The 22066-nt window shown below is 72.2% G+C and carries 11 protein-coding genes; 6 read left to right on the top strand and 5 right to left on the bottom strand.

What is annotated here, in order from left to right:
• Nucleotides 1-9: 9 nt before the first annotated feature.
• Entirely contained in the window at nucleotides 10-993 is a 984-nt protein-coding gene (gene meaB, locus ACZ4VT_RS15455; RefSeq protein ID WP_467949836.1) for a methylmalonyl Co-A mutase-associated GTPase MeaB, read from the top strand.
• A 180-nt stretch (nucleotides 994-1173) separates the two neighbouring features.
• Here the strand turns inward: meaB and ACZ4VT_RS15450 are convergent, their stop codons facing one another.
• Nucleotides 1174-2175 carry an asparaginase gene (locus ACZ4VT_RS15450; protein ID WP_467949833.1) on the bottom strand — a complete coding sequence of 334 codons (1002 nt, stop codon included), beginning with the start codon at nucleotides 2173-2175 and terminating at the stop codon, nucleotides 1174-1176.
• Between the two features lie 139 nt (nucleotides 2176-2314).
• On the opposite strand from ACZ4VT_RS15450, the gene ACZ4VT_RS15445 reads away from it, so the two are divergent.
• Complete coding sequence (locus ACZ4VT_RS15445; RefSeq protein WP_030722766.1) at nucleotides 2315-2773, top strand: Lrp/AsnC family transcriptional regulator; 459 nt, start codon at nucleotides 2315-2317, stop codon at nucleotides 2771-2773.
• Nucleotides 2774-2998: 225 nt separating this feature from the next.
• Here ACZ4VT_RS15445 and ACZ4VT_RS15440 read toward each other — a convergent pair whose 3' ends face one another.
• On the bottom strand, nucleotides 2999-5248 hold the full coding sequence (locus tag ACZ4VT_RS15440) for an MMPL family transporter (protein WP_467949830.1): 2250 nt from the start codon (nucleotides 5246-5248) through the stop codon (nucleotides 2999-3001).
• Between the two features lie 438 nt (nucleotides 5249-5686).
• Entirely contained in the window at nucleotides 5687-6595 is a 909-nt protein-coding gene (argB, locus tag ACZ4VT_RS15435) for an acetylglutamate kinase (RefSeq protein ID WP_362799784.1), read from the bottom strand.
• Nucleotides 6596-7013: 418 nt separating this feature from the next.
• Between argB and ACZ4VT_RS15430 the strand changes: the two genes are divergently transcribed.
• Nucleotides 7014-7250, top strand: a complete 237-nt coding sequence (locus tag ACZ4VT_RS15430) for an MbtH family protein (protein WP_327416917.1) — start codon at nucleotides 7014-7016, stop codon at nucleotides 7248-7250.
• 110 nt (nucleotides 7251-7360) lie between these two features.
• Here ACZ4VT_RS15430 and ACZ4VT_RS15425 read toward each other — a convergent pair whose 3' ends face one another.
• Nucleotides 7361-8719 (bottom strand): lysine N(6)-hydroxylase/L-ornithine N(5)-oxygenase family protein, encoded by a 1359-nt coding sequence (locus ACZ4VT_RS15425; RefSeq protein ID WP_362799787.1) that lies wholly within the window; start codon nucleotides 8717-8719, stop codon nucleotides 7361-7363.
• A gap of 174 nt (nucleotides 8720-8893) precedes the next feature.
• Here ACZ4VT_RS15425 and ACZ4VT_RS15420 point away from each other — a divergent pair, with 174 nt between their 5' ends.
• Nucleotides 8894-9601: an FMN-binding negative transcriptional regulator gene (locus ACZ4VT_RS15420; protein WP_467949827.1), complete on the top strand. Its 708-nt coding sequence runs from the start codon at nucleotides 8894-8896 to the stop codon at nucleotides 9599-9601.
• Nucleotides 9602-9679: 78 nt separating this feature from the next.
• Here the strand turns inward: ACZ4VT_RS15420 and ACZ4VT_RS15415 are convergent, their stop codons facing one another.
• Complete coding sequence (locus ACZ4VT_RS15415; protein WP_467949825.1) at nucleotides 9680-10444, bottom strand: LmbU family transcriptional regulator; 765 nt, start codon at nucleotides 10442-10444, stop codon at nucleotides 9680-9682.
• A gap of 469 nt (nucleotides 10445-10913) precedes the next feature.
• On the opposite strand from ACZ4VT_RS15415, the gene ACZ4VT_RS15410 reads away from it, so the two are divergent.
• Together ACZ4VT_RS15410 and ACZ4VT_RS15405 are read left to right on the top strand one after the other, a co-directional pair.
• Nucleotides 10914-12104: a cytochrome P450 gene (locus ACZ4VT_RS15410; protein ID WP_467949823.1), complete on the top strand. Its 1191-nt coding sequence runs from the start codon at nucleotides 10914-10916 to the stop codon at nucleotides 12102-12104.
• 109 nt (nucleotides 12105-12213) lie between these two features.
• A partial coding sequence (locus ACZ4VT_RS15405) for an SDR family NAD(P)-dependent oxidoreductase (RefSeq protein ID WP_467949821.1) occupies nucleotides 12214-22066 on the top strand: 9853 nt, incomplete at its 3' end.

The raw sequence follows: 22066 nt of genomic DNA, 5'->3' as shown, positions 1-22066 counted from the left end.
CGGCCGCCGGTGCCGAAGATCGACATCGAGGCCTATGCGAAGGGGGTGCTCGACGGGAAGCGCGCGTTCATCGCCCGCGCGATCACCCTCGTCGAGTCCACCCTCCCCGCTCACCGGGTGCTCGCGCAGGGGCTGTTGACGGAGCTGCTGCCGCACGCGGGCCGGGCCCGCCGGATCGGCATCAGCGGTGTCCCGGGGGTGGGCAAGTCCACCTTCATCGACGCGTTCGGCACCATGCTGACGGGCCTGGGCCACCGGGTCGCGGTCCTCGCGGTGGACCCGTCGTCCACGCGTACGGGCGGCTCCATCCTGGGCGACAAGACCCGGATGGAGCGGCTGGCGGTGGACCCGGCGGCGTTCGTACGGCCGTCGCCCTCGGCGGGAACGCTGGGCGGGGTCGCCAAGGCCACCCGCGAGTCGATGATCGTGATGGAGGCGGCGGGCTACGACGTGGTCCTCGTCGAGACGGTCGGCGTGGGCCAGTCGGAGACCACGGTGGCGGGCATGGTCGACTCCTTCCTGCTGCTCTCCCTGGCCCGTACGGGCGACCAGTTGCAGGGCATCAAGAAGGGCGTCCTGGAACTGGCCGACGTACTGGCGGTCAACAAGGCGGACGGCCCGCACGAGCGCGACGCGAAGGCGGCGGCGCGGGAATTGTCGGGCGCGCTGCGGCTGATGCACCCGGTGGACGCGGCCTGGACGCCGCCGGTCCTGACGTGCAGTGCGCGGGAGTCGGCCGGGCTGGACGAGGTGTGGAACCGCCTCGAACAGCACCGGACCCTGCTGGACGCGGGGGGCCGGCTGGCGGCGAAGCGGGCTGCGCAGCAGGTGGAGTGGACGTGGTCGATGGTGCGCGAGGAGTTGCTGGAGCGGTTGCGGGCGGATCCCGCCGTACGGGATGTCTCCCCGGCCCTGGAAGCCTCGGTCCGCGCGGGCACGGTCACGGCCACGTCTGCGGCGGACCAGATCCTGGCGGCGTTCGGCCGGGCCTGACCGTGCGGGCGTGCGGCGCCGTTGCGGGGGCGCTGCCCCCGAACCCCCGCGCCTCAAACGCCGGCGGGGCTGGATTTGGCCGGAGCGCAATTTCAGCCTCGCCGGCGTTTGAGGCGCGGGGTCTGGGGCGGAGCCCCGGGAAACGCAGCCGCAGGCGGCCACCGGCAGGCGGGGGCGGGGTTAGACCTCGGCCAGGATCGGGCTTGCCGCGTTGAGGGCGAGGCGGAGGATGCGGGTCTGTTCCACCGGGTTGTCGGTGGCGAGGAGGGCGGAGAGGACCGCGATGCGGGCCTGGCCGGCTCGGAGGGTGCCCGTCGGGACGGCTCCCGCGGCCACCAGGTCCACCGCGCCGCCGTGCGTGTAGATCTCGGTGACCGGCCCGGCCATGACCCGCGTGCTCAGCGCGACCAGCACCCCGCGCGCGACGGCGGCCTCGACCGCGGTCACGATCTCCGGGGTGGCGTTGCCCGCACCGGTGCCGACGAGGACGATGCCGCGCGCGCCCGCCTCGACGGCGGCGTTCAGCAGGAGCGGGTCGCCGTCGGCGTGGTGGACCACGACGTCCACGCGCGGCGGCAGTTCCGGCATCGCGGGCAGCGGGAGCGGGGCCGGGCGCTGCGGGGTGCGCAGGATGGTGACCTTGCCGAAGCCGATCTTCCCGAGCAGTTCCTTCGAGGGGTCCGCGAACGCGTCCAGCTCCACGGCCTGGGTCTTCACGGTGCCCCGCGCGGCGTGGACCCGCCCGGCGAAGGCGATCAGCACGCCGAGGCCGCGGGTGTTCGCGGCGGTGAGCAGGGCGTCGTAGAGGTTGCCCGGCCCGTCCCCGTCGGCGGTGCCCATGGGCCGCTGCGATCCGGTGAACACGACGGGGCGCGGGTCGTGGTGGTGGAGGTCGACGAGGAACGCCGACTCCTCCAGGGTGTCGGTGCCGTGCGTGACGACGATGCCGTCCACGTCGGGGTCGGCGAGCACCTCGTGCACGGTGCGCAGCAGCGTGAGCTGGTGGGCGGTGGTGAGCCGGGGGCTGTTCACGCTGAACAGGTCCACGACCTCGACCGTGACGCCCTCGGGCAGCGGCGCGGTCGCGATGACCTCGCTCCCGTCGGCGTCCGCGGCGAAGCCGGAGCCCTGCCAGCGGCTGGCTATCGTTCCGCCGGTGCTGATGACGACGATCCGTCCCATTGGCCGTGGCCGCCCTTCTCGTACTCACTCATGGTCACTCGCACATATGTGCTCAAAGCAGCAATGATAGAGCGATCTACTCGCAATGTGATTGCGTCTTCCGCCCGACCTGTCACACAGCGTGGGTGATAATTGCGTCATGGACGCCATTGACAGGGATATCTTGCGCGAGCTCCAGGCCGACGGTCGCCTCAGCAACCAGGAGCTCGCCCAGCGCGTGGGACTGACCCCCTCCCCCTGTATGCGCCGGGTGCGCCAGCTGGAACAGGACGGGGTGATCCAGGGCTACCGCGCCGTGATCTCCCCCGAGGCGGTGGGCCGGGGCTTCGAGGTGCTCGTCTCGATCGAGGTGCGCCGCGACCGCGAAGCGGTCGAGGCCTTCGAGGCCGCCCTCCAGGACATTCCCGACGTCATCGAGGCCTACCGCCTCTTCGGCAGCCCCGGCTGCCTGCTGCGCATCGCCGTCGCGGACCTGCGCGCGTACGAGCGGCTGTGGATCGAGAAGCTGACGGCCCTCTCCGGCATCACCGAGGTCAACTCGCAGATCATCATGAAGCGCATCAAGGAACCGAACGGCCTGCCCGTCGACTTCCGCTGACCCTCGGCGCCGGTGACCCCATCCGGCTCGGCCCGTACCGCGTCCGCGGCGTGCTCGGCGAGGGCGGCGTGGGCAAGGTCTACTTCGGCCACTTCGGCCGGGACGACGGCCGGGGGGGCCCTCCCGACGGCGTAGGCCGCCCGGCCGGGGCCGGCGGAGGCGCGAACGCCCGTACGCCGGCGGCTCTGGGGGCCGTCGGCGTACGGGATTCGGGTCGGACGGTCATCAGCCGGAGATGTGGACCTCCTGCTCCCGGCGCTGCTGGGACGGGATCGGGGCGCCGAGCACGTGGTTCAGCTTCTCCCCCTCGACGTCCATGTTCGGCAGCAGCCGGTCGAGCCAGCGGGGCAGCCACCAGGCCGACCTGCCGAGCAGGGCGAACAGGGCGGGCACGAGGGCCATGCGGACGACGAAGGCGTCGAAGAGGACGGCGATGGCGAGGCTGAAGCCGACCATCTTGACGAAGACGTTGTCCTCCATGATGAAGCCGGAGAAGACGCTGACCATGATGATCGCGGCGGCGCCGACCACCCGTCCGCCGTAGCGGAATCCGGTGACCACGGCTTCGGAGGGCTGCGCCCCGTGGACGTAGGCCTCCCGCATCCGGGTCACGAGGAAGACCTCGTAGTCCATCGCGAGACCGAAGACCACACCGATCATGAAGATCGGCAGGGTGCTCATGATCGGGCCGGGCTGCTCGACTCCGAAGAAGTCACCGAGCCAGCCCCACTGGAAGACGGCCACGACCGCGCCGAGGGCCGCGCTCACGGAGAGCAGGAAGCCGAGGGCCGCCTTGAGCGGGACGAGCAGCGACCGGAAGACGAGCACCAGCAGCAGGAAGGCGAGGCCGACGACCAGGCCCAGGTAGGGCAGCATCGCGTCGTCGAGGGTCTGCGAGAAGTCGATGAACAGGGCGGTCTGACCGGTCACCAGGATCTCGGCGCCACCGTTGGCCGCCCCGAGGGTTCCGGCGATCTCCCGGATGTGCGCGACCAGTTCCTCGGTCTCGGTCTCGGTGGGACCGGTCTTCGGGATGACGGTGAGGACCGCGGTGTCGCCCTTGTCGTTGGGTGTCGCGGGGGTCACCGTGGCGACGCCCTCGACGGTGCCGAGCTCCTTGCCCACGCCTGCGGCGGCGGTCGCCGCGTCCTTGGCCTGGACGGTGACCGTCAGCGGTCCGTTGAAGCCGGCCCCGAAGGACTCGGACAGCATGTCGTACGCCTTGCGCTGGGTGGTGTCCGGCGCCATGGTGCCCTCGCCCGGCAGGCCGAGCTGGAGGCTGGCGGCGGGTACCGCGATGGCACCGAGGCCCACGACGCCGAAGAGGAGGACGACCAGGGGACGGCGTACGACGAACCGCGCCCAGCGGGTGCCCAGGTTCGGCTTCTGGTGGGCGGCCCGCTTGTCGGCCTTGCGCTGCTGACGCTCGGAGAGCGGCTTGCCGTAGTACTTCTTGCGCTCCTTGCGGGGCATGACCTTGATCGGCGCGAAGCCGAGGAGCGCCGGGACGAAGGTGATGGCGATCAGTACGGCGACGGCGACCGTGCCGGCGGCTGCGAGGCCCATCTTGGTGAGCATCGGGATGTTCACCACGCTGAGACCGGCGAGGGCCACGATGACGGTGAGACCGGCGAAGACGACGGCCGAGCCGGCCGTGCCGACGGCCCGTCCCGCGGCGTCCTGGCGCTCGCGGCCCTCGGCCATCTCGGAGCGGTAGCGGGAGACGATGAACAGGGCGTAGTCGATGCCGACCGCGAGGCCGATCATCAGCGCGAGGGTGGACGTGGTGCTGGAGAGACCGAAGGTGGTACCGAGCGCGGTGATGGCCGCGCCGCCGATGGCCACGCCGAAGATGGCCGTGAGCAGGGGCATGCCCGCCGCGATCATCGAGCCGAAGGTGAGGACCAGGACGATCGCCGAGACCAGGATGCCGATGCCTTCCGCACCACCGCCCGGGGCTCCGTCCACCTTGACGGCGTCACCGCCGGCCTCGACCGTCAGGCCGGTGGCCCGGGAGTCGTCGAGTGCCTTGTCGAGGCCGTCGTGCGCCTCGTCGCTCACCTTGAGGGCCGTGACGCTGTAGGTGGCCACGGCGTAGGCCGTGGTGCCGTCCTGGCTGACGGTGTTGGTCTTGAAGGGGTCGGAGGCGGCGACGACGTCGGGCGCCTTGGCGAGCGCGCCGACCAGGCTCTCGACCTTGGCCTTCTGGGCCGGATCGGTGAGCTTCTCGCCGGCGGGGGCACGGACCACCACGCGGGCGGTCGCGCCGTCCACGCTCATGGCCGGGAACTTCTCCTTCAGCAGGTCGAAGGCCTTCTGCGACTCCGTACCCGGCATCGAGAACGTATCGGTGGGCGGCGGCGGAGCGACGGAGGCCGCGAAACCGGCCCCGACGACGACGGCGAGCCACAGCAGCGTCACCAGGCCTCGTCGCCTGAAGGCGAATCGGCCCACTTTGTAAAGGAAGGTGGCCATAGCGAAAAGAACTCCTGTTTGAATCGGTACCGCGAGCGGCGGCGGGTGTTTCCGGTGGGGACGGACAGCCGGTCAGTGCGAGGGAGACGAAGAAGGCGAGGAAGGCGAGGAAGACGAAGCGTCAGCGGCGCGGTTCCTGCGACGCCGAATCGATGACGCCATCATGGCACACACATGGCGCCACTGTCGCGCCACATCTGAGCCAGAGCGGCGGTCTGGCCGAAAATGCGCTGCCCGTTCGGTCGGGTGGCGGATCCTCCGGCGCGCCCACCCGCACCGCGCCCACCTGGGCCGCATCGGTCGGCGCCGGCCCCACATCCCGGTACGGGCAGGGCCCTACGAGCCATCACGTTCAGGTCGGCGCCCATCCGGCCCTCCGGCCGGGGGCAGTGGCACCGGCCCAGCCGGAGTGGCGCCACCATGGCGCCATCGAGCGGCTCACAGCGGTACCTCCGCCTCTTCCAGGTCCGGCACGATCACCGTGCCGACCCCTTCGTCCGCGAACATCTCCAGCAGCACCGCGTGCGGGACCCGCCCGTCGATCACCCGCGCCATCTCGACGCCGCCCCGCACCGCGTGCAGGCAGCCGGTCATCTTGGGGACCATGCCGTCGGCGAGTTCCGGCAGCAGCTTCTCCAGTTCGCGGGCGGTGAGCCGGTCGATGACCTCGTCGCTCAGCGGCCAGCCCGCGTACAGGCCCTCGACGTCGGTGAGCATGATCAGCTCCTGGGCGCCCAGGGCGGTGGCGAGCGCCGCGGCCGCGGTGTCGGCGTTGACGTTGTAGACGTGACCGTCCTCCGCGCTCCGGGCCACGGGCGAGACCACCGGAATGCGGCCGTCCGCCAGCAGGGCCTCGATGGCTCCGGTGTCCACCCGAGATATGTCGCCGACCCTGCCGATGTCCACCGGTTCCCCGTCGATCCACGGCACGTGCCGGGTCGCGGTGAGGGTGTCCGCGTCCTCGCCCGTGATGCCGACGGCGAGCGGGCCGTACGCGTTGATCAGGCCGACCAGTTCGCGCTGCACCTGCCCCGCGAGCACCATCCGGACCACGTTCATGGCGGGCGTCGAGGTGACCCTGAGCCCCGCCTTGAACTCGCTGGCCAGGCCGCGCCGTTCGAGTTCGGCGCCGATCTGCGGGCCGCCTCCGTGGACGACCACGGGCTTCAGTCCGGCATAGCGCAGGAAGACCACGTCGCGGGCGAAGGCGGCGGTCAGCGCCTCGTCGACCATGGCGTGCCCGCCCAGCTTGATGACGACCGTCCGGTCCTGACGGCTGGTCAGCCAGGGCAGCGCATCGCCCACGGACTGCGCCTTGGCCAGGGCGGGATGCAGACGGGTCGTCATGAGAACCTCGCGCGCAGGGTGAAGAGAACGCAGGCCGCGTTGGTGACGCTCATCGGCACAACTCCTTCTGTGGAGGACTCAGTGCTCCCGGAAAACGTGAATTCCCGCGGGTACAGGCCGCGGTCACCGGCCCAGCATCGCGCGGCGGAAGGGCCCACCGGAAGCCCATTCCGCGGAACTCGGTGCAGAACGGAGAAGATTCGGGGCAGTGTGTTACCGCTGTCCCGTCAACAGGACGGCGGGGGGAAGAGCATCGACGGCCGGTGGAGCGCCTCATGGGCGCAGCGGTCTCCACGGGGCGTCCGAAAGATGCCATGATCGGGCATGGCGGTCTCGCCAACTCCATCCCCACTAACGGATGACGATCCGTTTCCCGGCCGGGAAACGGATCGTGAACGGCTTGAATTGGAGTGCATTCATGAGCAGCAACCCGTTCGACGACGCCGACGGCCGGTTCTACGTCTTGGCCAACGACGAGGAGCAGCACTCGCTGTGGCCTTCGTTCGCCGAGATCCCGGCCGGCTGGCGCATCGTATTCGGCGAGGAAAGCCGCCAGCAGTGCCTGGAGCACGTCGAGGCGAACTGGACCGATCTGCGCCCGAAGAGCCTGCGCGACGCGATGGCCGCCGACTCGGTTTCCGCCGGCGCCGCGTGAGGTGATTGCGGCGTTCCACGGAATGGCCGAAGACGGACGAAGGGTGGGCCCCGGTGCTGGACGAACAGCACCGGGGCCCACCCTTCGGCGTGGTGGGGCGGAACGCGGGGTCAGGCCCGGCCGGCCGCGCCCGCGACCTCGACGGTACGGGCCAGGGCCTGCTCCTGTTCGGCCCGCCGCAGCACGATGGAGTCGGCGATCTCGCCGCTGCGCACCGCGATGTTCGACAGCAGGGACGAGGACAGCCCGTGGGTGTGCTCGGTGCCGCCCTGGAGGTAGATCCCGCAGGACGGTCCGGTCGCGGTGACGAGCCGGTAGTCGCGCTCCACCCGGTGGCGGCCGCTCACGTCCCGCAGGAAGTGGCGGTCGAAGTCGCCGAGCAGGCGGGCCGGGTCCATGCCCTCGTAGCCGGTGGCGAAGACGAGCGCGTCGACGTGCAGTTCCTGGGGCTCGCTGTCGAGCAGTGAGTTCAGGGTGATCCGCGTGTCGCTGCCGGCCCGGGTGACCTCCGCGACCCGGGTGAGGTTGAGGAAGTGCAGCCGCTTGCTGCCGCGCACCTCCTCCTCGTACGAGCGCTGGTGCAGGTCGCGGATCACCTCGTCGTCGACCACCGAGTAGTTCGTGTTCCGGTGGTAGTGCCAGAAGGCCTCCCGCGCCTGGTCGGTGCCGAAGTAGTACTCGTCGACCGCGGCCGGGTCGAACACCTGGTTGGCGAAGGGCGTGTCGTCCGCGACGGAGTACCCGTAGGACGGGATGACCGCCGAGACGCGCGCGTGCGGAAGCCTGTCGTACAGGAACCTGGTGATCTCGGCCGCGCTCTGGCCGGCGCCGACCACCGCCACGCTCCTCAGCCCTTCGGGGTCGAGGGCGTGGAACTTCTCCAGGAACTCGGAGCTGTGCCACACCCGCTCGTCGCGCGCGACCCCGGCCGGCATGCGCGGCACCAGGCCCGTCGAGATGGTCACGTTGCGCGCGCGGACGTGGCGGACGCCGCCGGCCGCGTCGCGGACCTCGAGCCGCAGGTGCTCGGGGGTGCCGGACCCGTCGTCGTGCGAAGGCCGGATCGCGGTGACCTCGGAGCCGTAGGAGACGCGGTCGGAAAGGCCCGACGCGGCCCATTCCAGGTACTGGTGGAATTCCTGCCGGGTCGGGAAGAAGTCCTGGTTGTTCACGAACTGAACCAGTCGGCCCGCGGCGTGCAGATACGACACGAAGCTGAACCGGGACACCGGATTGCGGAAGGTGGCCAGGTCCTTCAGGAACGAGATCTGCATCGTCGTCGACGGCAGCAGCATGTTGCGGTGCCAGCCGAAGGCGGCCTGCCGCTCGAAGAACGCGGCCTTGACCGGATGCTCCGGAACATTGGCCCGGTGCTCTTCCAGAGCGATCGCGAGCGACAGGTTGGACGGGCCGAAGCCGATGCCGACCACGTCGTATATCTCGTGGTTATGCGTACCCGTTGTACCCATAGACAATTCTCCCGCTAGCGTCTTGGAATCTCGACCGGTGATCCGGGAGACCTCTATTCAGTATTGCGCCGGAGAACGCCCCGGCGCCAACCTGAAGACGTCAAGAAGACGATCCCGGGGGCCCTGTGCGGGCCGAATACCGAATGCCCCTGTCCCGGCCGACGGGACAGCGGTATGGTCGGTCCGGATTTCCATGTCCTCGCGCATTGCGCCGACCGAAAGGGTGAATTCCGGATGTTCGTCCCCAGTAACTATCGCGAACCGGACGGTTCGTGGATGACCGATCTGATACGAGACAATCCACTGGCCATGGCGGTGACCAACGGGACGGCGGAAGACGGCCCCTTCGCCACACACCTGCCGGTCATCGCGGACCCGCAGGCGAATGAGGAATGGGCGGACGACCTGTCCGGCGGCATTCTGCTCGGGCACATGAACAGGGCCAATCCGCACTGGGCCGCGCTGGAAAGCGGAAGCCTGGTCCTGCTGACCTTCACCGGCCCGCACTCCTATGTCTCGCCGACGGTGTACGAGAAGTCGCCGGCCGCTCCGACGTGGAATTTCACCTCGGTGCACGTGCGCGGTGTGGTGGAGAAGATCGACTCGATCGAGGAGTCGATGGGAGTGGTGCAGGCGACCGTGCGCGCCTTCGAGGGCTCGAAGTTCGGCACCGGCTGGGACATGTCCGATTCCATCGGCTACTTCCGGCAGATCGTGCCCGCCGTCGGCGCCTTCCGGGTCATCGTCTCGGGGGCCGAGGGCATGTTCAAGCTCAGCCAGGAGCAGCCCTCCGAGGTCCGTGGCCGCGTACTGGACTCGTTCGCGCACAGCCCCTGCACCCGGCAGCGCGACACGGCCGACCTGATGCGCCAGCTGCCCTGACCGGCACGGCCGGCCCCAGCCTTCAGGGCCCCCACTCCTGACGGAGTGCGGGCCCTGTGACGCCCACCGCCGAAGCGGTCAGGCGGTGATGGCCGGCCGGTCGGACCGCGCCGGTCCGACGGGCTCCGCCGTCCCTTCGAGTTCCGCGGACCCATGGCCGCCCTCCCGCTCCCCGAGCTCCTCCAGGGCCTCCAAGGCCTCCTTGGCCGCGCTGTCCAGGGTCACCAGCACCCAGCGCTCGAAGTCGACGCCCGCCTGCTCCGCGGCCTTGTGCCACCACTGGAGCCTGCTGCCGGGCACCTCCAGCCGCCGCGTCGGCTCGGCGGGCATCCTGACCTGCGCCTCGTCCTCGCGCGCGGCGCGGATGGCGCTGCGCAGCTGCTTGGTCGTCCACTTCCGCTGCTCGGCCCGGTCCAGCCAGGCCTCCTGCTCCTCGTGCGGCAGGGAGGCCAGTTCGGCGTGGTGCTGGAAGCTGAGGGCGCCCCGCCGCCGGCTGAAGTCGAACCGGCGGGAGACCCAGGCGTAGTTGCGCAGGGTCTGGTACTGCAGCCCGGCGGCGCGGATGCCGCGCTGATAGCGGTCGGTGTAGTGGTCCTTGCCGTACACGAGCCAGTCGCCCAGCCACCACGAGGAGGAATCAACGATTCCGGACAGCTGGCGTCCGGCCTTCTCCCAGTCGTCGAAGGACATCCCCGCCGGCATCTGCAGGCCCACCTTCGTGGTCAGCACCTGGCCACGACGCGGATCCTCGCCCATGGCCCGCCGCTGCCTCGGCGCCAGGTCGGGGCTCGTACGGATCTGCCCGATTCTCGATCCCTCGATGTCGCTGGCCTGAATCGCCATCATGCCTCCATGTGAAGGGTCCACAGAACAGGTGTGGAGGCTCCCAGCCCGTGCTAAAGGCAGGCCAAAGCGGCCGGACGACGGCCCGTCCCGCCGGCGCGGGCCCTGCGGGCCGTCCCGTCGACGGGACGGCGTCACGGAGTCCATCGAACAATTGAACAGCCGCCGGACGTTGTCGGCTGCTTTCTGTTCTCCGCCTCCCCGGCGGAGGGTATGTTCATTCTCGGCCAGAGTTTCTTCGCTGCGGCACATCAGAATTCCCACCGCCGCCGGCTCGGCTTGTTCGCGAGGCATTCAGAGGTAAAAGCGGGGCGGTCTTGTCCGTATATCCACGCGCCTGCACCGCGCCTCCCCCCATTCAGCTCATCCAGTCAATTCAGCAGGAGCAGGAGGATCGGAAATGACGCAGCGCGGGGCCGGGCACCGGCTTCTGATCACCTGACCGCCGAACACCACGGGGAGGACACGCATGAAGCACCGCAGCGCCGGCCCGCTGGGCCCGCTTCCGGAGTTCCTTGGGCAGTACATGGCCGGGGAGGGGCAGGTCCCGGACGGCATCGACGTCGTCCCGTTCTTCACGCCCGCCGGGGACAAGATGTGGCTCGTGTGCGACTACGCGCTGGCCCGCAAGGTCCTGACGGACAAGCGGTTCAGCCGGGCCGAGGCCGTCACGCCGCACGCCCCGAAGCTCAACGACGCCCAGCCCGTGCCGAATTCGATGATGAGCATGGACGGGGCCGATCACTCCAGGCTGCGGCGCGTCGTGACCCGGGCGTTCACCACCGGACGGACCAGCGCGATGGCCCCGGCCGTCGAGGAGCTCGCCGACCGGCACCTCGACGCCATGGCCGCGTCGGGCCCGGGCACCGATCTGATCGAGGCGCTCGCGGCGCCCCTGCCGCTGGCCGTCCTGTGCTCGCTGCTGGGCGTTCCGCCCGAGGACAGCGCCCGGTTCCGCGACTGGGTCGAGGTGCTCTTCGACATCTCCGCCAGCACCCCGCAGGAGAAGGCCCGACGCCGGCTCGAACTCATCGACTACATGGCCGACTTGATCGACCGCAAGCGCCGCCGGCCGGAGGACGACCTGCTCACCTCCATGATCGGGGCGCACGAGCAGGGCGACCTGTCCATGGGCGAGCTGCTCACCATGGGACTGACCCTCCTGATGGCCGGCTACGAGACCGTCGTCGGGCAGATCGGCACCTCGGCCCACGCCCTGCTCCGCGACCCCGCCGCGTACGGGGAGCTGTGCGAGCAGCCCGACCGGCTGGCCCCCACGGTCGAGGAGCTGCTGCGGCTGACCCCCTCCACCCCCATCAGCTTCCCCCGCGTCGCGGTGGAGCCGGTGCCGCTCGGCAGCGTCACGGTCCAGGCCGGGGAAGGCGTCATCGTCTCCCTGCTGCACGGGAACCGTGACGGCAAGACGTTCGCGGATCCCGAACTGATGGATCCGCAGGGGCACGACGCCGCGCACCTGACGTTCGGTCACGGGGTGCACCGCTGTCTCGGCGCGCCGCTGGCCAGGCTCCAGCTGCAGATCGTCCTGGAGCGCCTGCTGCGGCGGTTCCCCACCCTCCGCCTGGCCCCCGGCCCCGACGCCGTGGTCTGGAAGGACGGCCTCGGCACGCGCGGGCTGTCCCGGCTGCGGGTGGAGTGGTAGCCGCTCCGCGCAGGCCGCTCGTACAGGCGGGTCGCCTCCCGGGTGTTCCGGGCGTCCCCCCTCAAGTGCTGCTCCCCGGAACACCTTTGGACTTGGAGTGAGGATCCGCATGTCTGTCGAGACCACCCGCCGCGATGCCGAGCCCGTCGGGGACGCCGGGAATGCCGGGGAGCCCGTTGCCGTCATCGGGCTGTCCTGTCGCTACCCGGGCGCGCGCTCCGACGGGGCAGGGGGCTCCGAGGACTCCGCGGGCTTCCAGGGCCACGAGGACTCCGAGGGCTTCGACTCGGAGGTCTTCGGCATCGCGCCGGACGCGGCCGCGTCGCTGGACCCGGGGCAGCGGCTCCTGCTGGAACTGGGCTGGGAGGCGCTGGAGGAGGCCGGCATCGTGCCGGGCTCCCTGCGCGGCGGCCGCACGGGCGTCTTCCTCGGCGCGCCCGGCGACGCCCCGGCCGCGGATGCCGACGCGGATGCCGTCGTGGACACCGTCCCGGACGTGGACCGCGCCGAGGGCGTCCGTGCCGTACTCGGTCTGAGCGGACCGGGCCGGACCGTGACCGGCGGCGCCCCGGCCACGCTGCGGGCGGTGCACCTGGCGTGCGAGAGCCTGCGCGCCGGCGAGAGCGGGATCGCGCTCGCCGGCGGCCTCGACGCCGAACCCGCGGGCGGGGCCGTTCTCGTACTCAAGCCCCTGGCGCGGGCCCTGGCCGACGGCGACCTCGTACGCGGGGTCCTGTACGGCACCGGGCCGGCCGCCGCGCCGGCCGAGGGCGGGCCCGACCGTACTGCCGGTACCGCCGGGCTGATCGAGGCCCTGCGCTCCCCCGCCTCCCCGGGGCAGCCGGTCAGCGTCTCCTCCGCCGACGCCGAGGGCACCACCTGGTCGGTGGAGGTCGCCGAGGCGCCCCGTACCGAGCGGGAACCTTCCGCCGGCCCGGCCGCCTTCCGGGGCGGCACGCTGCCGTGGCTGATCTCCGGACCGAGCGCGGCCGCCGAACGCGCGCAGGCCGGGCGGCTCCTGGCCCGGCTCACGACGAGCGCCACGGGTGCCGAGCGCGCCGAGGGCATCGCGAGCACCGCACGCCCCGGCCTCGCCGGCATCGGCCGTTCCCTGGCCGTGTCACGCACCGCGTTCGCCCACCGCTCGGTCCTGCTGGCCGGCACCGAGGCGGAGTTCACCGAGGAGCTGGCCGCGCTCGCCGAGGGCCGCCGCGGCTCCGGGCGCGTGAGCGGCACGGCCTCGGCGCGCGGCCGGGCCGTCTTCGTCTTCCCCGGCCACGGTTCGCAGTGGCCCGGCATGACCGCCGACCTGCTCGACACCTCGGACGTCTTCCGCACCAGCATCCGGGCCACGGCCGCGGCGCTCGGTCCGTACGTCGACTGGTCCCTGGAGGACGTCCTGCGCGAGGTGCCCGGCGCGCCCGCGCTGGACCGCATCGACGTCATCCAGCCCGCCCTGTTCGCGACCGCGCTCGGCCTCGCCGCCCTGTGGCGCTCCTTCGGCATCGAGCCCGCCGCGGTCGTCGGGCACAGCATCGGCGAGCTCGCCGCGGCCGTCGTCGCGGGCGGGCTTTCCCTGGAGGACGGCGCCCGCGCCTCCGCGCTGTGGGGCACGGCGCAGGCCCGGCTCGCGGGGCGGGGCTCCATGCTCTCGGTGCTGCTGCCGCTGGACGAGGTGCGGGCGCGCCTGGAGCCGTGGGGCGGGAAGCTGGCCGTCGCGGGTGTCAACGGGCCGCGGTCGATCGCCGTCGCCGGCGACATCGACGCCATCGAGCGCCTCCAGGAGGAGTTCACCGCCGAAGGGGTGCGGGCCCGCCGGGTCGCGATCGACTACGCGCCGCACTGCGCCCACATGGACGAGATCCACGAGGAGCTGCTCACCGTCCTGGCCCCGTTGCGGCCTCGGAAGGGGAGCATCCCCTTCTATTCCGCGCTGACGGGCGCCCTGCTCGACACCCGCTCGCTGGACGCCTCGTACTGGTTCCGCAGCCTGCGCGAGCCCGTGCTGTTCGAGAGCTCGATCCGCTGCCTCGCCGACCACGACCTCTTCGTCGAGATCAGCCCCCACCCGGTGATGACCCTGCCCGTCGAGCAGACCCTGGAGACCACCGACTCCACCGCGCTCGTCGTCGGCTCGCTGCGCCGCGGCGCGGACGGGCCGCACCGCTTCCTGTCCTCCGTGGCACAGGCGTACGTGCACGGCGCCCCCGTGGACTGGAGCCCCGTCTTCCCGGCGGACGCCGCGGTCGTCGCCCTGCCCACGTACGCCTTCCGGCGCGGCGCCCCCGGGGCGACCGCCACCGACCCCTTCGGAACCGGCGGGGACCCCGAGCGGACGGCCAGCTTCCTCATGGATCTGGTGCGCTCCGAGGTGGCCCTCGTCCTCGGCCGCGAGAAGGGCGGGGACATCGACCCCACCCGCTCCTTCCAGGAACTCGGCTTCGACTCGGCGACCGCCGTGGAACTGCGCAACCGGCTCGCCGCCGCCACCGGGCTGAAGCTGCCGACCACCCTCCTCTTCGACCGGCCCACCCCCGAGAAGCTGGTCGCGCGGCTCGCCGAGCTCTCCGGGGCCGTCTCCGCGCACGAGCCCGTCTCCCGCGCGGTCGCGCGCCGGGTTCCCGGCTCCGACGAGCCCATCGCCATCGTCTCCATGGCCTGCCGCTTCCCGGGTGGCGTGGCCTCCCCGGAGGACCTGTGGCGGCTCCTCGTGGAGGAGCGGGACGCCGTCACCGAGTTTCCCGGCAACCGCGGCTGGGCGCTGGAGACCCTGTTCGACGGCGACCCCGACCGCGCGGGCCGCTCGTACACCCGGCAGGGCGGGTTCCTGCACGACGTCGACCAGTTCGACGCCGAGTTCTTCGGGATCAGCCCGCGCGAGGCCACCGCCATGGACCCGCAGCAGCGCATGGTGCTGGAGACCGTGTGGGAGGCCGTGGAGCGGGCCGGGATCGATCCCGCCGCGCTGCGCGGCAGCGGCACCGGCGTGTACGTCGGCGCCATGGCGCAGGACTACGGCCCGCGCCTGCACGAGGCGGGCGAGGGCGTCGGCGGGTACCTGCTGACCGGCACCTACACCAGCGTGGTCTCCGGCCGTGCGTCCTACACCCTGGGCCTGGAGGGTCCCGCCGTCACCGTCGACACCGCCTGCTCGGCCTCGCTGGTGGCGCTGCACATGGCGGCGCAGGCGCTGCGCGCCGGCGAGTGCGAACTGGCCCTGGCCGGCGGTGTGACGGTGATGGCGACCCCCGGCATGTTCGTGGAGTTCAGCCGCCAGCGCGGCCTGTCCGTCGACGGGCGCTGCAAGTCCTTCGCGGAGGCGGCCGACGGCACCGGCTGGGGCGAGGGCGTCGGCATGCTGCTCCTGGAGCGGCTCTCCGACGCCCGCCGCAACGGCCACGAGGTCCTCGCGGTCATCCGGGGATCGGCCGTCAACCAGGACGGCGCGAGCAACGGGCTCAGCGCCCCCAACGGCCCTTCGCAGGAACGGGTGATCCGCGAGGCCCTCGCCGCCTCCGGGCTGTCGGCGGCCGACGTCGACGCCGTCGAGGCGCACGGTACGGGCACCCGGCTCGGCGACCCCATCGAGGCCCAGGCCCTGCTCGCCACCTACGGTCAGGGCCGCACGGCCGACCGCCCGCTGTTCCTCGGTTCCCTCAAGTCGAACATCGGGCACACCCAGGCCGCCGCCGGCGCGGGCGGCGTCATCAAGATGGTCATGGCGATCCGCAACGGCCTGCTGCCGCGCACCCTGCACGTGGACGCCCCGACCTCGCACGTGGACTGGGCCGGCGGCGCGGTCTCGCTGCTCACCGAGGCCACCCCGTGGCCGGAGACCGAACGTCCCCGCCGGGCCGGTGTCTCCTCCTTCGGTGTCAGCGGCACCAACGCCCACCTGGTCCTGGAGCAGGCCGCCGAGCCCGTACCGGCCGAGCCCGCGCCGGCCGGAACGCGGGCGCCCGCGCCCGTCCCCTTCCTCCTCTCCGCCAAGAGCGACCAGGCGCTGCGCGCCCAGGCCGGCAAGCTGCTCGACCGCCTCCGGGACCACCCGGGCGACCGCCTCGCGGACATCGGGTACTCGCTCGCCGTCGGCCGCGCCCACTTCGACCGGCGGGCCACCGTGGTCGCCGAGGACCTCGCGGGTCTGGAGCAGGGCCTGCGGGCCCTGGCCGACGGCGCCACGGACCGCGGCCTGGTCACCGGGCAGAGCCGGCCCGCGGCCCGTCCCGTGTTCGTCTTCCCCGGTCAGGGCGCGCAGTGGGTGGGCATGGCGGCCGGCCTGCTGGAGTCCTCCCCGGTGTTCGCCCGCCGGATGGCCGAGTGCGCCGCGGCCCTGGAGCCGCTGGTGGACTGGTCCCTCCTCGACGTCGTACGCGGTGCCGAGGGCGCTCCGGGCTTCGAGCGGGTGGACGTCGTCCAGCCCGTGCTGTGGTCCGTGATGGTGTCCCTGGCCGAGGTCTGGCGCTCGCTGGGCGTCGAACCGGCCGCGGTCGTCGGCCACTCGCAGGGCGAGATCGCCGCGGCCTGCGTGGCGGGCGTGCTCAGCGTCGAGGACGCGGCCCGGGTCGTGGCCCTGCGCAGCCGCGCGCTGACCGTGCTGTCGGGCCGGGGCGGAATGATGTCCGTGGCCCAGCCCGCCGCGTGGGTACGGGAGCGGATCGGCGCCTGGGAGGGCCGGATCTCGATCGCCGCGGTCAACGGCCCGTCCCAGACCGTGGTCTCCGGCGATCCGGAGGCCCTCGCCGAGTTCCTCGCCCAGGCCAAGGAGGAGGGGGCGCGGGCCCGTCTCGTCGACGTGGACTACGCCTCCCACTCGGCCCATGTCGAGGAAATCGAAGGCGAGTTGGCGCGGGTCCTCGAAGGAATCGAGGCGCGCCCCGGCCAAGTCCCGGTGTACTCCTCGCTGACCGGCGCACTGCTGGCCGACACCGGCCTGATGGGCGCCGGGTACTGGTACCAGAACCTGCGCGAGACCGTGCAGTTCGAGCAGGCGATCGGCGAGCTGCTCGCCGCCGGCCACCACACCTTCATCGAGGTCAGCCCGCACCCGGTCCTCACCATCGGCGTGCAGGCGGCCCTCGACGAGGCCGGCACGCGGGGCACCGCCCTGGGCACCCTGCGCCGCGACGAGGACGAGGCCGCACGCCTGCTGCTCTCGCTCGGCGAGGCCCACTGCCACGGCGTCCGCGTCGACTGGTCCGCCGCGTTCGACGCCACCGACGCCCGACGGGTCCAGGTGCCGACGTACGCCTTCCAGCGGAGCCGGTTCTGGCTCGACACCCCGGTCACGGCGGAGGACCCGGCGGGCCTCGGCCTCGCCTCCGCGGAGCACCCGCTGCTCGGCGCGATGACCAGCCTCGCCGACCGCGAGGGCGTGCTGTTCACGGGCCGCGTCTCCCGGCGCACCCACCCGTGGGTCGTCGACCACGCGGTCGTCGGTACGGTTTTGCTGCCCGGCACCGCCCTCGTCGACATGGCCGTCTCCGCCGGCGACCGCTTCGGATACGACCAGCTCCGGGAGCTCGTCCTGGAGGCACCGCTGCTCGTCCCCGAGGAAGGCGGCATCCACCTCCAGGTCGCCCTCGGCCCCGCCGAGGAGTCGGGCACCCGCTCCGTCACCGTCCACTCGCGTCCCGAGGGCGCGGCGGAGGAGGAGTGGACCCGGCACGCCTCGGGCCTGCTGGCCACCGGTGAACACCCGGTGCCCGCCGCCACGCGGACCTGGCCGCCGGAGGGCGCGCGGTCCGTCACCCGTGAGGACACCTACGACCGGCTCGCCGACCGCGGGTACGAGTACGGGCCGGTCTTCCAGGGCCTCGGCCGGGTCTGGCAGACGGGCGAGGAGCGGTTCGCGGAGGTCTCCCTCCCCGAGGAGCAGCACGCCGACGCCACCGCCTTCGCCCTCCACCCGGCGCTCCTCGACGCGGCCCTGCACGCCATGCTGCTCGGCGACGGCACCGAGCTGGCCATCCCGTTCTCCTTCAACGGGGTCACCCTGCACGCCACGGGTGCCACCGCGCTGCGGGTGCACGTGGTGCCCACCGATGCCCACAGCGCCTCGCTGACGGCCACCGACCCCGACGGACAGCCCGTCATCACGGTCGACTCCCTCACTCTGCGCCCGGCCGGCGACCTCCGCGCGGCCACGAACGCGGGCCGGCACTCCGGGCTGCACCGGCTGGGCTGGAAGCCCCTGCCGCAGACGGCCGCGGAGACCACGGCCGGGCTCTGGGCCGTACTGGGCTCGGACCCGCACGGTCTGGCCGCGGCCGTCTCCGGCGACACGTACGCCGACGTCGCCGAACTGCGGACCGCGCTGGGCGACGGCGCCCAACTGCCGTCGTTCATTGCCCTGTCAGAAGAACTCACCGAGGTGCACGCGGCGGTTCAGGGCACTCTGGCCGCCCTCCAGGAACTCCTCGCCGACACCACCCTCGACTCCACCCGCATCGTCGTACTCACCCAGGGCGCCACCGCCCTCACCACCGACGAGGACATCCACAACCTCCCCGCCGCAGCCCTCACCGGACTCATCCGCACCGCACAAAACGAATACCCCGGCCGCCTCACCCACCTCGACATCAGCACCACAGACAACCTGGCCGCCGCCGCTCACACCGCAGCCACCACCCCCGACACCCAACTCACCCTCCGCAACGGCCAACTCCACACCCCCCGCCTCGAAAACACCCCCACCAACCCCACCCAGACCACACCCCTCGACCCCGAAGGCACCATCCTCATCACCGGCGGCACCGGAGGACTCGGCCACATCCTCGCCCGCCACCTCGTCACCCACCACGGCGCCAAACACCTCCTCCTCACCAGCCGCACCGGCCCCCACGCACCCGGCGCCACCCAACTCGCCGCCGAACTCACCACAGCCGGCGCCCACATCACCATCACCGCCTGCGACACCGCAGACCCCACCCAACTCACCCACCTGCTCGACTCCATTCCCACCGAACACCCCCTCACCGCCGTCATCCACGCCGCCGGCACCCTCAACGACGCCACCCTCGACAACCTCACCCCCCACCACGTCACCCAAGTCCTCCACCCCAAAACCGACGCAGCCTGGAACCTCCACCAACTCACCAACCACCTCCCCCTCACCCACTTCATCCTCTTCTCCTCCATCGCCGGCCTCATCGGAAACCCCGGCCAAGCCAACTACGCCGCCGCCAACACCTACCTCGACGCCCTCGCCCACCACCGCCACCACCACCACCTCCCCGCCACCAGCCTCGCCTGGGGACTCTGGGACACCGCGAGCACGATGACGAGCGGGCTCAGCGAGCTCGACGTCAAGCGGTGGGCGCGCAAGGGCGTGCTGCCGATCTCCGCCGAGCGCGGCATGGAGATCTTCGACGCGGCCCTCGTCTCGCCGGAGCCGCTGCTCGCCGCGGCCGATCTGGACCTGCCGACCCTGCGCTCCCCTGACCAGTCCGCGCCCGCCCTGCTGCGCACCCTGGTCCGCGCCCCCCGCCGACGCGCCGCCGCGGCCACCGCCGTCTCCGGTACGGGTGGTTCCTCATGGGCCGAGCGCACCGCCGCGCTCCCCTCGGCCGACCGCCGGCGTACCGTCGGTGAGCTCGTGCGCACCACCGTCGCCGCCGTCCTCGGCCTCGCCGGCCCCGACGCCGTCGACGAGGACACGGCGTTCAAGACCCTCGGCATGGACTCGCTGACCGGCCTGGAGCTGCGCCGCCGGGTCGTGGCGGTCACCGGGGTCACCCTGCCGGCGACGGCCGTCTTCGACCACCCCACCCCGGCCGCCCTCGCCGAGTTCCTGACGGGCGAGCTGTCCAAGCTGGCGGGCGAGATCGAAGTCGTGCGTCCTGGCGGGCCGATCGCGGTGCGCAGCACCTCCGATCACGAGGACCCGATCGTGATCGTCGGCATGGCCTGCCGCTACCCGGGCGAGACCCGCTCCCCCGAGGACCTGTGGCGGCTCGTGGCCGACGGCACCGACGCCATCGGCCCCTTCCCCACCAACCGCGGCTGGGCCCTGGACCGGCTCTTCGACGGCGACCCGGACCGCGCCGGCCACTCGTACGCCCGCAATGGCGGGTTCCTCTACGACGCCGACCGGTTCGACGCCGAGTTCTTCGGGATCAGCCCGCGCGAGGCCGCGGCCATGGACCCGCAGCAGCGCCTGCTGCTGGAGGCCAGCTGGGAGGCGGTGGAGAACGCGGGCATCGCCCCGGCCACGCTGCGCGGCACCCGTACCGGTGTGTTCAGCGGTGCCATGTACAGCGAGTACGCCTCCCACCTGCGCAACGCGCCGGAGGCCGTGGAGGCCTACCGTACGACCGGCAACACGCTGAGCGTGGCCTCCGGCCGGGTCTCGTACACGCTGGGCCTCCAGGGCCCGGCCCTCACCGTCGACACGGCATGCTCCTCCTCCCTCGTCGCCCTGCACCTGGCATCGCACGCCCTGCGCCAGGGCGAGTGCACCCTCGCTCTGGCGGGCGGCGTGACCGTGATGGCGGTGCCCGATCTGTTCGTGGAGTTCAGCCGCCAGCGCGGGCTGGCGACGGACGGCCGCTGCAAGTCGTTCGCGGACGCGGCGGACGGCACAGCCTGGAGTGAGGGTGTCGGCGTCCTGCTCCTGGAGCGGCTCTCCGACGCCCGCCGCAACGGCCACGAGGTCCTCGCCGTCGTCCGCGGCTCCGCCGTCAACCAGGACGGCGCGAGCAACGGTCTCACCGCGCCGAACGGTCCTTCGCAGGAGCGGGTGATCCGCGAGGCCCTCGCCGCCTCCGGACTCTCACCCTCCGACGTCGACGCGGTCGAGGCGCACGGCACCGGCACCACCCTCGGCGACCCCATCGAGGCCCAGGCCATCCTCGCCACCTACGGCCAGGACCGCGACACGGAGCGTCCGCTGCACCTCGGCTCCCTCAAGTCGAACATCGGGCACTCCCAGGCCGCCGCCGGCGTCGGCGGCGTCATCAAGATGGTCATGGCCATGCGCCACGGCACGCTCCCCCGCACCCTGCACGTGGACCGGCCGACCTCGCACGTGGACTGGAGCACGGGAGCGGTGTCGCTCCTCACGGAGGCGACCCCGTGGCCGGAGACGGACCGGCCGCGCCGGGCCGGTGTCTCCTCCTTCGGGATCAGCGGCACCAACGCCCACGTCGTCCTCGAAGAGGCCCCCGTGGCCGAGCCCACGGCCGTCACCGAGGTCCAGGCTCCCCTGCCGTCGGCGCCCTGGCTGCTGTCGGGGCACACCGAGGCCGCGTTGCGGGCCCAGGCGAGCCGGCTGCTCTCCTTCGTCTCCGAGCGTGCGGAGCAGCCCGATCCGGCCGGTCGGCCGCAGGTCTCACTGGCCGACATCGGCCGGTCGCTGGCCGATGTGCCCGCGCTGCTGGCGCACTCCGCGGCCGTCGTCGCGGAGGACCGCGACGGCGTTCTGCGGGCGCTCGCCGCGCTGGCCGCCGGTGAGGAAGCGCCGGAGGTGATCGCCGGTCCGCCGGCGGGCCGTGGCGGTGGCAAGACCGCGTTCCTCTTCACGGGTCAGGGCAGCCAGCGTCCCGGCATGGGCCGCGAGCTGTACGAGACCCACCCCGTCTACGCCCGCACCCTCGACGAGGTCTGTGCCCACCTCGACGAGCACCTCCAGCAGAACGTCTCCCTCAAGTCCCTCCTCTTCAGCGACGAGGACCCCGCCACCTCTCCCCTCCACCAGACGATGTGGACGCAGGCAGCGCTGTTCGCCACGGAGGTCGCCCTCTTCCGCACCCTCGAACACCACGGCCTCACCCCCGACTACCTGCTCGGCCACTCCCTCGGGGAACTCACGGCCGCGCACGTCTCCGGGGTCCTCACCCTGGGCGACGCGGCTCTCCTCGTCGCCACCCGTGGCCGGCTGATGCAGTCCGCCCCCACCGGCGGCGCCATGATCGCCATCGAGGCCACCGAAACCGAAATCCTGCACACCCTCCCCACCCACC

It is taken from the genome of Streptomyces sp. NPDC029164 (genome assembly GCF_055563995.1).
Note: the sequence above shows the minus strand (reverse complement) of the source record. Positions and strands in the feature narration are given on the sequence as shown.